Origin of the sequence: Neisseria sp. Ec49-e6-T10, assembly GCF_051132615.1 — a bacterium.
In the GTDB taxonomy this organism is placed as follows: Bacteria; Pseudomonadota; Gammaproteobacteria; order Burkholderiales; family Neisseriaceae.
On record NZ_CP152375.1, the window covers coordinates 1,987,466 to 1,999,662 of the forward strand.

11 protein-coding genes are annotated in these 12,197 nt (G+C 36.3%); 10 read left to right on the plus strand and 1 reads right to left on the minus strand.

From position 1 onward, the window contains the following. Positions 1–4: 4 nt before the first annotated feature. Positions 5–394, plus strand: a complete 390-nt coding sequence (locus tag AADH04_RS10170) for a hypothetical protein (protein WP_434777162.1) — start codon at positions 5–7, stop codon at positions 392–394. A gap of 10 nt (positions 395–404) precedes the next feature. Here AADH04_RS10170 and yccS read toward each other — a convergent pair whose 3' ends face one another. After that, positions 405–2,489: a YccS family putative transporter gene (gene yccS / locus AADH04_RS10175; RefSeq protein ID WP_434777163.1), complete on the minus strand. Its 2,085-nt coding sequence runs from the start codon at positions 2,487–2,489 to the stop codon at positions 405–407. A 214-nt stretch (positions 2,490–2,703) separates the two neighbouring features. Here yccS and AADH04_RS10180 point away from each other — a divergent pair, with 214 nt between their 5' ends. The 9 genes from AADH04_RS10180 (at position 2,704) to AADH04_RS10220 (ending at position 12,135) form a co-directional block, all read left to right on the plus strand. Next, positions 2,704–3,552, plus strand: coding sequence for a sulfurtransferase (locus AADH04_RS10180; RefSeq protein WP_434777164.1), 849 nt, complete (start codon positions 2,704–2,706; stop codon positions 3,550–3,552). A gap of 155 nt (positions 3,553–3,707) precedes the next feature. Next, positions 3,708–6,452 carry a GNAT family N-acetyltransferase gene (locus tag AADH04_RS10185; protein WP_434777165.1) on the plus strand — a complete coding sequence of 915 codons (2,745 nt, stop codon included), beginning with the start codon at positions 3,708–3,710 and terminating at the stop codon, positions 6,450–6,452. 90 nt (positions 6,453–6,542) lie between these two features. Next, positions 6,543–7,424: a siderophore ABC transporter substrate-binding protein gene (locus AADH04_RS10190; RefSeq protein WP_434777166.1), complete on the plus strand. Its 882-nt coding sequence runs from the start codon at positions 6,543–6,545 to the stop codon at positions 7,422–7,424. Positions 7,425–7,609: 185 nt separating this feature from the next. Then, complete coding sequence (gene adhP, locus AADH04_RS10195; protein WP_434779834.1) at positions 7,610–8,674, plus strand: alcohol dehydrogenase AdhP; 1,065 nt, start codon at positions 7,610–7,612, stop codon at positions 8,672–8,674. Between the two features lie 144 nt (positions 8,675–8,818). After that, entirely contained in the window at positions 8,819–9,409 is a 591-nt protein-coding gene (locus AADH04_RS10200) for a UbiX family flavin prenyltransferase (protein ID WP_434777167.1), read from the plus strand. A gap of 154 nt (positions 9,410–9,563) precedes the next feature. After that, positions 9,564–9,986, plus strand: coding sequence for a YhbP family protein (locus AADH04_RS10205; protein ID WP_434777168.1), 423 nt, complete (start codon positions 9,564–9,566; stop codon positions 9,984–9,986). Positions 9,987–10,060: 74 nt separating this feature from the next. Next, positions 10,061–10,849 (plus strand): phosphatase PAP2 family protein, encoded by a 789-nt coding sequence (locus tag AADH04_RS10210; protein ID WP_434777169.1) that lies wholly within the window; start codon positions 10,061–10,063, stop codon positions 10,847–10,849. Positions 10,850–10,932: 83 nt separating this feature from the next. After that, a complete protein-coding gene (locus tag AADH04_RS10215) occupies positions 10,933–11,484 on the plus strand; it encodes a hypothetical protein (RefSeq protein ID WP_434777170.1) in 552 nt (183 codons plus the stop codon). A 135-nt stretch (positions 11,485–11,619) separates the two neighbouring features. Beyond that, positions 11,620–12,135: a type IV secretion protein Rhs gene (locus AADH04_RS10220; RefSeq protein ID WP_434777171.1), complete on the plus strand. Its 516-nt coding sequence runs from the start codon at positions 11,620–11,622 to the stop codon at positions 12,133–12,135. The last annotated feature ends 62 nt before the right edge of the window (positions 12,136–12,197 follow it).

Genomic DNA, 12,197 nt, shown 5'->3' on the forward strand with positions numbered 1-12,197 from the left:
CACCGTGAAGTGGTTATTGGGTCCATTTTTATTGATTTTGCTTTTTCTTGGTGCAGACTTCAGTAATGCATTGTGGCAAACCAGAGAGGCCAGATCATTATTAAGCGGATTTAATATCGTACAAACCGCCCATATTGATGCAGTTAAAACGATTCAGTTAGCGTGTCCCAATAATCAACCAAAATGCATACAAAAGTCGGTAACTATTAAATATGAACATCTTGTCTATGGTGATTTATTGACGACATTGGATCATGTTGATTATTCTGAAGCACAGGTTGGCAGCACAATAGATGTTTTATGTGATTTTAAACAGTATATGTGTTTACCAAAAGCATGGGTAGAGCAACAGCGTTCAGTTTGGACAAATATGTATTTGTCCAAATGGTTTTGAAAAAAAATTGTTAAGGTTCTTGGTTGACCTCATGTAACAGTTGAGTCAGTTCTGGTAATAACTCAAGAATCAAATTGATTTGTTGGAAAATTTGCCATTCGGGATGCTCTTCTGTATGAGGGATTTGTTCTGAAATTTTTTTTATCAGCGTTTGGTCGATTGTCGCACTTGTTTGAGTAGAAAAACTTGTTTGTAGATAAGCAATAATGGTTTGTACCGATTCATCAAAAAGAGCAAGATGATCAGAACTTATTTTTGTTCTATGCGCCCCTAGCGCTGAAATATAGCCCAATAAAGTATGGTTTAAACAAATCAGTCGAAATACTCTGTCTAATAATTCTTTGTTAACTTTGGGTTCCACCGTCATATTCGATACCACAGAAGCCATTTCACTGTCACAAGTATGAGCAAAGTCTCTGGCTGTTATATAAGCTAGATGATCATTTTTCCCTGTGTGGTATTGTTCTTGGATTGTGCTTAAATATTGGCAATTGGCATTGGTTATTTTTTGTGTCATCACGCTTAATTTACGAAATTGCCAGTCAGGCCAGATCAGATGTACTGCAGCCCATGCAATGGTACAGCCAATGAGCGTATCTAGTAACCGAAAAGGCACAACAAAGCCTTTATCTAGTACATTAAAACTTAATAAAATCATTAGGGTAATAAAGGATGTGGCATAGGCATATTGAATACTTCTGAAGCTAAAAAATAAAACGCCACTGATGATGATCAGTAAAATTTGCCCTTGAGTTGAGGGAATAAAATAAATGATGGGTAAGCTTGCCAGTACGCCTGCAAAGGTACCAATTAAGCGCATTTTTAAACGGTATTTTGTTGCACTATAATTGGGTTGGCAAACAAATAGGCTGGTTAACATAATCCAATACGCATTGGGCATTTTGGTCAGTTGTGCAATCAGATAACCTGTTAATAGGACAATACTCATTCTGACAGAATGCCGAAATAGTGGTGATTGTGCTGTTAGGTTTTGTGTGATGCGTATCCAAATAGAACGCACACTCATGGATTGATCTTCTTGGAGTAAATTTTCTTTTAATGAGACGACAGGTTCTTGTATCGCTGTTTCATCAAAGCTGACTAAAAGACGGTCTATTGACCGTAAATTGGTTAATAGGCTTTGCATAGAATACACCAAGTATTTTTCTTGAGGATATTCTTGTTTCAGTAAATTAAGCGTGTTTTCTAAATGCTTAAATGATCGTTCAAAATAGGGGTTATGCGTATATTGCTGTCTGGCTAAAATGGCATCTGCAATTTGTGTGCAAGCCATACTTTGTTGCATGAGTATTCGTTGAAAACGAAATAAAACATCGCTGTACCTAAATTTTTCACTTAATTTTTGATAATCTACATGGGCAGAACTGGTTCTCTCATAAATATCTTGTGCAATAAAGAAGAAACTCAGCATTTTTCGAGTGCTTTTCTGACCTCGGTCACTTTTTAAACGTGACATCAATGATGTTTTGGTCAGATTTGATACTTCAACTAAGGTTTTATTGACCATAGCAATATTGATTTTTTGTGCCGTAAAGTGGTTTTCTTCGTCAGGGTCAAAAAAGGTTGACTTGGCTTCCAAGTAAATGGCTAATTGTTCAAAACAGCGAGATAAGTTGTCTTGTATGGGGCGAATGGGAATAAATAAATAAAAAACCAACGTCACAATATTATACCAAAGTGCACCCAGTACCAATTGAGTAGGCTGGGTGTACCAGTGATTTTGATCAGAGTGACCCAGCATGGTATACAGAGCAATAAGTAATGCACCAAAGGCAATGGTTGAGTATCGTTGCCCAAGAGAGCCGATTAAAATAAAGCCGCAGGTAGAAAATAATAAGCCAAATGCAAACAACCAAGGGTAGGGGAATAACAGCTCAACTGATGCGGATGCTGTGAAAAAGCAGATTAAGGTAATCAGTAAATTGCGTAAGCGGCCTGTAATTCGGTCATCTAAATCAGATAAACCTGCTGCGACTACGCCTAAAATAAGCGGAATACTCAAAACGGCTTGCCCTGTGAGCCATGGAAAAACAATGACGCCAGAAAGTGCAATAAAGATTCGTAAGCAGTACAAAAAATAACTACTATAAAGAGAACGCTTGAACGTAAATAAAATAGAAAACACAAACAAGGCCTTTTTGTTTATAGTGTCAAAATAAAATGATGATTTATTGCACTGTTATAATAAAGTGAATGTACAAAATTTTGGTATAAATGTAAACCTGCCATTATAACGTAATTGTTTATTTAAAATACGACCAAGCAAAAGTAAAATGAAGGGGTATCATATGGTTTCTACACTAATCAATGCAAAAACATTACAAGAAGAAATTCTACAGCAGAAGAGCCGGTTGATTATTGTGGATTGTCGCCACCAATTGGCTGATGTAACTTGGGGACAAAGCGCATATGAACAAGGACATATACCTAATGCTGTATTTTTACATTTGGATCATGATTTATCTGGTCAAAAAACAGGAAAAAATGGACGCCACCCTTTGCCAGACAAACAGGATTTTGTACACACTTTAGGTCGGGTAGGTATCGATAATCAGACACATATTATTGCTTATGATGATGGCTCGATGATGTATGCTGCACGTTTATGGTGGCTTGCACGGTTTGTGGGACACGAGGCAATACAAGTATTGGATGGTGGTTTACCTGCGTGGTTGGCACAAAATGGCTCGATACAAAAACACATACCTGTCATGAATGTTAGACAATTTGATATCCAACCGAGTTTGGAAAAGGTCGTTGATGCTGCATTTGTGTTCGCCAATATTAAAGAAAAAGCCTATCAATTAATCGATGCCAGATCAGCAGATCGTTTTCGTGGAGAGAATGAAACAATGGATCCTAAAGGAGGACATATTCCTGGCGCAAAAAATCGTTGTTTTAAAGACAATTTACAAGAAAATGGTCTGATGAAATCACCAAAAGCCCTTAAAAAAGAATGGGGAAATTATGGTGATTCGGCTTTACATATTCATCAATGTGGGTCAGGTGTTTCTGCATGTGTTAATATTTTGGCACAAGCTTATGCTGGTTTACCTTCTGGGCAACTGTATGCAGGTTCATGGAGTCAATGGTGTGCTGATGATCAGTATCCAATTGCGTGTGACATAGAGAATTAAGATTAAAAAAAATGATCACAAAACAGCTTATTTAAATAAAGGTTGGATTTATAGTTAAAATAAAAAATTATATTTATTGTAATAAAATAAATAAAAAATTATAATCGAATAAAATAATGGTTGTGCTTTGTGGCTAATAAGAACAAAGGAAGACAATGAAGGATCATCACTTAAATTTTTTGTTTAATCCAAGTAGTATTGCTGTTATTGGTGCCAGTGATCAGGCACAAACTTTAGGGCAGATTGTCTTTTCAAACCTATTAGCAGCAGACTATCGAGGTAAGCTCTTTCCCATTAATGTTCGTCATAAATCTGTTGGTGGTCTACCAGCAGTTAACTCTGTTTTAAAAATAAAAGAGCCAGTTGATTTGGCGATCGTGTTAACGCCGATTAATACCTATTTAAATATCATACAAGAGTGTGCTCAAAAAGGGATCAAAGGCATCTTGTTGAATAATGGTGCCAAAGTGGCCAGTAGGCAAGAACAAAAAGTTTTTGAGCAAGCATTATTATTAGCACAAGAAAAGAAAATCCGTATTTTAGGACCAAGTTTTTTAGGGATGTTACGCCCAGCCTCAAATATTAATGCCAGCTCATATGCTTGTCAAATGCATTCAGGCTCTCTTGCTTTAGTGACACAATCGAGTAGTTTGGCTACTGCGATTATTGATTGGGCAGATCGCAAAGAAATTGGGTTTTCCAGTTTGATTTCAGTTGACGGTGCGGAAACAGATGTCACATTTAGTGATATTTTAGATTTTTTAGCCAATGATACGGCAACAGAAGCCATTTTATTGCATATTCATACAGTTCATGATGGTCGTAAATTCATGACGGCTTTACGATCTGTTGCCAGAGAAAAGCCTGTCGTGGTAATTAAGTCAGGGCTTTTTGAAAATGATATTGTTGGCCAGACCTTGTGTAGTCAAATTGTGAATAGCCACGAAGTTTTTCAAAGTGCATTGTCCCGAGCAGGTGTTTTACACATTGATACAATTTCAGAAATTTTTACCAGTATTAATGCGCTATCCAATAATTTTAAAATAACCGATAAACGACTGGCTATTTTAAGTAATGGTATTGGTGTGGGTATGCTGGCAGCGGATAGAGCATTAAGGTTAGGTGTGGATTTAGCGCCTTTAGCAAATGATACATTAACAGAATTGAATCATTTATTGCCTATTAAACATGCAGAAAAAGAACCCATCGATTTATTAGATAATGCCAGCCCATTGCGTTTTAAAAGTGTGGCTAAGTTGTGTATTGATGATAAAAATGTAGATGGTGTTTTGGTGATTTTAACCCCACAGATGGGCACAGATCATTTAACCACAGCACGTTTGATGATTGATCTGCAAAAGCAAACCAAAAAACCTTTATTTTTATCTTGGCTTGGGGAAACGAAAGTTAATGACAGTTATGATTTGTTTTCAAAAGCACATTCGGCGTGTTTTAGAATGCCAGAACATGCTATTGAAGCATTTAATACCTTAGCAAATTATCAACGTAATCAAAAGCTATTGTCCCAAATTCCTGTGGCACAGGAACATTATGTTGAACCTGATATTCCTTTGGCAAAAAAAATTATTGATTCAACACTGAAAAATTTTGGCAATATTATGCCAGAACATTTGGCTCAAGAATTACTGGCAGCGTTTCATATTGCAACGGCACAAAGTAAATTAGCTCAAAATTTTGAAGAAGCCAAAACCATTGCCTTGACGATGACTTACCCGTTGATGCTTAAGATTGATGCGACACAAATGGTTGGTATGGTTGATGTGGAAGAGTATGGTGTTATCGCCAATCATCAGGATGAGCTTGAAAGTCTATTTAATCAATTGACTGATCTGGCTAAAAAAACATTTTCACAACAAGGAACCTTTTTGGGCATTAATATTCAGCCTGTTGTGGCCAAACGAGCCAATCAGGAAGTCATGATTGGTGTGACACAAGATCCAAAATTTGGCCCTATTATCAGTTTTGGGGAAAATGTTTTTTCTAGTGAAAGTCGCCCAAATCATGCCGTTGCATTACCTCCTTTAAATGATTTTTTGGCGCAAGATCTTATTGCCCGAACGTATATTGGTAAAAATACTAATTTGCCTAAAAGCAAACAATTGGTGAATCATAAAGCTTTAAAAGCTGTTTTACTGAGTTTATCTAAAATGGTGTGTGCTTTCCCACAGATAAAAGAAATATGTTTAAATTCTGTTTGGGTGGATGATAAAAGTGTTTATGTCCCTAATGTGCGAATAGTTGTCCAAAAAGTAGGAAAACTGAGTAAACGCTTAAATCATATGGCTATTATGCCTTATCCTGATTATGTTTCTATGGCACATAAATTACCTAATGGGACGAATGTAACCATTAGAGCAATTAGACCAGAAGATGCCACAATGTTACAAAATCTGGTGAAAAACCTTTCAGAAGAAAGCCGATATAATCGCTATTTAAGCAATATTAAACAATTACCTCAAAATACACTGGCACGGTTTTCACAACTGGATTATGACAAAGAAATGGCTATTGTTATGGTGTATCAAAATAGTGCAGGTCAAGAAGAAATGCTTGGTGTGGCACGTTATACAGCAGAGCCTGATAATGAAAGCTGTGAATTTGCCGTGGAAGTTGCGGATGATTGGCAAGGTAATGGCATTGCCACTATTTTAATGCATAAACTTTTTATTGCGGCAAAAGAGCAGGGCTTAAAAGTAATGCGTGGTGAAGTATTGAGCACAAATGAGAACATGAAAAAATTCATGAAAAAGTTAGGCTTCAGTATTAAAAAATTACCAGAAGATCATAACTTGCTTTTAGTGGAGAAAAACTTATCTGCAGTGACTGATGCTATTGCAAAAGCCAATTTATTGGCTGCAAGAGTATTTAGAAAGTCCTAGGTCATTTTAAGCATTAAAATAGCATAGAGACAGTAGACAATATTTGTTTTATGAATGATAATCATTATCTTTTAAAAGGAGAATGATTTGATGAAAAAATGGATATTGTTGTTCGGTTGTTTATTGAGTGCATCTGCTATTCATGCACAATCTTTAGAGTCAACACCGTTTACACTACCTGAAAAAATACCAACTAAAATTGTGGTCATGGACTTTGGTGCTCTAGATACATTGGATGCATTAAGCGTCAAAGGTATTGTCGGTTTACCAAAAGACAGCACGCCAAAATATCTGGCTCAATACAATACGGCACAATACGTTAATGTAGGTGGGATGAAGTCACCTGATATTGATGCCATAAAAGCTGCAAAGGCAGATTTTATGATTATTTCAGGGCGGCAGGGCGCAGCTTATGAACAATTGGCACAAATTGCACCGACTATGAAGTACACAGCCGACCCAAAAAACTATTTGAATTCTGTACAAAATAATATTCAACAATTAGCCAAAATTGTTGGAAAAGAACAAGAAGCCAATCAACAATTACGTGAATTAAATCAAAAACTAGATTCCGTGAAAAAAGTTGCCCAAAAATCATCTTTAAAAGCTTTGGTCGTTTTACATAATGAGGGTAAATTAATGGTGTCTAATAGTAGTTATGCTCAGTTCATTCACCATATCTTATCTGTCAAACAAGCCGATTCTCAATTAGCCAATATCCGTAAAACAGTTGATGCGGAATATTTAAATCATATAAACCCCGATATTATTTTTATTGTAGATAGAAGTGGTGCCATTGGAAAAACACCTTTTAATTTGAACTTTTTCGATCAAGAGTCATTCGAACATATTAAAGCTATTAAGCAAAATCGTATTGTGTATTTGACCCCAGATTTATGGTACTTATCTGGTAACGGTTTGCAAAGCATGGCTTTACAAGCACAAGAAGTGTCACAAGCGCTGAAGAAGTAAGAGATTAATAGGTTCAATAACTTAATTGAAATATGTTGATATTTTTAATGTTCATTTATGAAAGATAAGCGTATTATAGTTTCAGTGCTTTTATGAAAATAAAAGTCATTTTTATCCAGATTAAAATGAAGAATATCTTACACCCACTTTAATCGAAGATTGCTTTGTTCAAGGAGAGATTTATGATGAAAGCCGCTGTTGTCAGTAAAAAAAATCCTGGTAAAGTTGATATTAAAGAGGTTCCTGTCCCTAAAATTGGTCATGGTCAGGCCTTAGTTGAAGTAGAGTATTGTGGTGTTTGTCACACAGATTTACATGTAGCCAAGGGCGACTTTGGTGCCGTTCCTGGTAGAATTATTGGTCATGAAGGTGTGGGCATTGTGAAAGAATTAGGGCCAGATGTGACCAATTTAAAAGTAGGTGATAGAGTCAGCATCGCTTGGTTTTATAAAGGTTGTGGTGCATGTGAATACTGTATTACAGGTAGAGAAACCTTTTGTCGCACCGTACAAAATGCGGGTTTTTCAGTTGATGGTGCCATGGCTGAACAATGTGTGGTTGATGCCAATTATGCGGTAAAAGTACCTGATGGTTTGGACCCAGTTCAAGCAAGCAGCATTACCTGTGCAGGTGTGACCTGTTATAAAGCCATTAAAGTGTCCGATGTGAAGCCTGGACAATGGATTGCTATTTATGGTTGTGGCGGCTTAGGTAACTTAGCCATTCAATATGCTAAAAATGTATTTAACGCCAAAGTAATTGCTGTTGATATTAATGATGATAAGCTAAAATTAGCTAAAGAGATTGGTGCTGATTTAGTGTGCAATTCATTAAAAGATGGCGATGCAGGTGAATGGATACAAAAACATGTTGGTGGTGCTCATGCAGCGGTAGTAACAGCAGTATCCAAAGTGGCATTTAATCAGGCTGTTAATTCTGTTCGCGCGGCATCAAAAGTAGTTGCTGTTGGTTTACCACCGGAAACCATGGATTTGGCTATTGTGAAAACCGTGTTAGATGGTATTGAGATTGTCGGTTCTTTAGTAGGTACTCGAAAAGACTTAGAAGAAGCTTTTCAGTTTGGTGCTGAAGGAAAAGTGGTGCCGATTGTGCATACCCGTTGTTTAGATGAGGTCAATGATATCTTCGAAGAAATGGAAAAGGGAGAAATCTTAGGTCGTATGGTAGTGGATATGCATAAACATGAGGCTGAACCAGCAAAGGCTAAAAAGAAAAAAACCAGTAAATAACACAGATTAAATTTATTCAATCAATCACTGTAATAATCTATATTATTACAGTGATTTTTATATTGCAGCAAGTTAAACCACAAGCCATTAAGTATGTTTATAATAGCTGCCTTGAATAGACGCAAATAATAAGTTGAATATAACATGAACACACAACGTATGATTATCGGGATTAGTGGTGCAACAGGCTTTTTATATGGCGTTCGTGCTTTAGAGTTATTGAAGCCGTTACCACACATCGAAACACATTTAGTGGTTTCTAAAGCCGCACAACTGACTCGTCAACAAGAAACGCTTTTTTCCAAAGAAGATATTGAGTCTTTAGCAGATGTTGTGCATCCCGTTCAAAATATTGGTGCGGCTATTGCCAGTGGGTCTTTTAAAACAATGGGTATGCTTATTGCCCCTTGTTCTATGAATACATTAGCCTCTGTTGCCAATGGGCTCTCAGACAATTTATTGGCTCGCGCAGCAGATGTTGTGTTAAAGGAAAGGCGGACATTGGTTTTGATGACTAGAGAGAGTCCATTACATCTTGGGCATCTTCGTAATATGCAATTGGCCACTGAAATGGGCGCTATTATTTGTCCGCCTGTACCTGCCATGTATCAACAAATACAATCAGTAGATGATATGGTTACATACAGTGTTGCCAGAGCATTAGATTTATTTGGTTTTGATATTCCTAATATTCCACGCTGGGGTGAACAATTACATTTAAATATATCCAAATAAGATAATTTTTATGGGTTTTTTATTTAAATAATATGATTTTCATCAAGTTATATTTTTTATGTGTAGAATACAATATGGCTATTTTTTGATAGTGCTGCTACCCTATATTTAGAGTAAAATAAGTACAGTTTATCTATATTGAATGCAATAGATTATGTTCCCACCGATTATTGCCAAGTTTTTAAAAGATCATCATGTGTTAACTTTATGTACCCAAAATAATCAGGGGCAAATGTGGGCGGCGAATGCATTTTATGTATTTGATGAAAAGCAAATCGCTTTGTATTTTCTGTCTACGGAAGATACGCAACATGTTAAAATGATGCATCAACAATCTGAAGTCGTTGGGACCATCAGTAAACAGTCAAAAAATATTTCTCTCATTCAAGGTGTCCAATATAAGGCTCAGGCAATGCTTTTACAGGAGCAAGCTGCTGAGGCTGCATATAAGAAATATTACGAACACTTTCGAATGGCTTGCACGATTAAAGCGCCTATTTGGCAATTAGCGTTAAATAATATTAAATTTACTGATAATCAACAAGGATTTGGCCATAAAATTTTATGGAGCAGATAAATTTTTGCTGTTTACAGAATCCCTTTCTTTAGATTCAGTCAATTAATTATTTAATAGAGTAAATAGATCGTCATATGTATCAACGTCTTTGGCAGTTAAAACAATTATGCTTGTTTACAAGCATTTCAATACTCCTCCTTGTGCTTTGGTTGACCCCTTCCATTCATGGGATAATCAAGCAAACAGATTCCGCATTTTTTTTAATATTGAATCAACCCTTGGCCAAATATCCTTTATGGGCATATTTTTGGGATGTACTTAGTACCCGTTTAAGCGACCTGTTATCTGCATGTGTGATGCTGTATTTTTTGATTAAAGGAGACTTTATTTTTAAAAAAGAACAAACCAGACAAGCATTTTTAGGGTGTTTGATTTTGATGATATTGTTATTAATGGTTCGAGTCATATTTGATAAATGGGTCAATACTTCTGGATTACAGCATGCCAGCCCATCTTTAGTTGTGCCTGGTGCTTTTCGTTTAACGGAACATATCCCCATATGGTGGCATGTTTTGGAACCTAAAGATGCTTCTAATAGAAGTTTTCCTGGTGATCATGCTTCAGTGTTATTGGTGTGGGCTTTTTTTGTCAGTTTTTATGCAAAAAAATGGACTCATTGGGTAGCAATTTGGTTGGTTACTTTGTTTTTTATGATGCCAAGGCTTGTTGCTGGAGCACATTGGGCTTCCGATAATTATATTGGTGGTGTTTTTTTGGCTTTAATGGCTTTTACCTGGAGTATCTATACACCGTTATTGTATAAAGTAACCCAGTTTTTATTAAATAAAACTGAGTGCTTATTTCAATTTGCTCAAAAAATACCCATTGTTAACTTATTGAGTGTCGTAAAGTATAAACAGTAGTATGATTGTATTGATTCAAACGGATTGAGCTTGTTCGTTTTCTTTAAGAACCAAGGTCAAATAAAGAGGAAGGAGAATCACTTATGCAAAAAATACCTTTTATTTTATTCGTTATGCTGCCTGTTTTAGGTTTTGCACAGCAGAATGTTTACCGTTATCAAGATCAGAATAAACACCCTGTTTATACAGATATTCAACCTAACACTAATATACCAACGACAACCTTAAAATTTGCTGATTCACCCACACAAAAAGATCATTCAGCTATTGAACAAGGCAATACTACTTTAACAGATCAAACAAAAAATAAGTCTATTGATTATCGTTTAACCATAAATGGTGTCAGTAATGGTGCAGCTATACGCAGTAATGATGGTCATTTATCCATTAGTTTATCTGCCAGTGAGGCAATACCAGATTCAGCACAATATCAACTTTTATTGGATGGTGCCGTTTATGGCTCCGCACAATCAAGTTCAAGTTTTGCTTTGGTGAATATCGATCGGGGAGAACACACGGTAGTGGGGCAAATCGTTGAAAATGGGCAAGTGATTGCAAGTAGTTCGCCTGTGACTTTTGTTTTACAACGTATCAGTGTGAATAGCCCTGCTAGAATAAGGCCAACACCATATTGAAAGAAAAATGTAGGCGCTGCTTTGCTCAATCTACAATAAACTTGCCATTATCAATTGAATGGAAGGGATTGTGATCGTATGGGGTTAAGATGTTTTTTTGGAACAAAGCGCCAATTAACACAAGGTGAAATAAAAATGGCTCAATTGCTGTTTCAAGATGCAATTGATTACCAGAAAGTTTATATTTATAACCGCCATTTTTTCTTTTTGAAAAATAATCATACTGCTATGGCTCCTTTGGGAAGCATCTATTTCCCATTAGGTTGCTATGAGCAAGATTTTTCTTTAGCCAATGACCGTAAAAAAGAATGGTTTATACATGAGTTGACACACGTTTGGCAATATCAAATGGGCTACAATGTGGTATGGGCTGCCTTTAGATTGTTTTTGCAAAAAGGCTATCAGCACACCAAAAGAGGGCAAGCTGCATACCAAATTGATTTCAGTAAATATGAGCGTACACAATTTACTCAATTTAATATGGAGCAACAAGCACAGATTGTGTGCCAGTATTTTGCTGCGGTTTATTTAAAACAAGCTGCATATCAAAATAAAATACCATTTTTAGCGCCAATATTGGTCACCTTTCTTAAACAGCCAAATAATAAAAGCCTCGTGCCCTTGTATTATCGAATAGATGGTGATATCTAATAGAAGCCTGATTTTATAGGGAATGGTAGGGGGATATAAAAAAGTGGGCTAGCTAGCCCACC

Coding starts and splice junctions, on each gene's coding strand:
- AADH04_RS10220 (WP_434777171.1), top strand. CDS start 11,620: ATGGCTCAATTGCTGTTTCAAGATGCAATTGATTACCAGAAAGTTTAT.
- AADH04_RS10215 (WP_434777170.1), top strand. CDS start 10,933: ATGCAAAAAATACCTTTTATTTTATTCGTTATGCTGCCTGTTTTAGGT.
- AADH04_RS10180 (WP_434777164.1), top strand. CDS start 2,704: ATGGTTTCTACACTAATCAATGCAAAAACATTACAAGAAGAAATTCTA.
- AADH04_RS10205 (WP_434777168.1), top strand. CDS start 9,564: ATGTTCCCACCGATTATTGCCAAGTTTTTAAAAGATCATCATGTGTTA.
- AADH04_RS10200 (WP_434777167.1), top strand. CDS start 8,819: ATGAACACACAACGTATGATTATCGGGATTAGTGGTGCAACAGGCTTT.
- AADH04_RS10190 (WP_434777166.1), top strand. CDS start 6,543: ATGAAAAAATGGATATTGTTGTTCGGTTGTTTATTGAGTGCATCTGCT.
- AADH04_RS10210 (WP_434777169.1), top strand. CDS start 10,061: ATGTATCAACGTCTTTGGCAGTTAAAACAATTATGCTTGTTTACAAGC.
- AADH04_RS10185 (WP_434777165.1), top strand. CDS start 3,708: ATGAAGGATCATCACTTAAATTTTTTGTTTAATCCAAGTAGTATTGCT.
- adhP (WP_434779834.1), top strand. CDS start 7,610: ATGAAAGCCGCTGTTGTCAGTAAAAAAAATCCTGGTAAAGTTGATATT.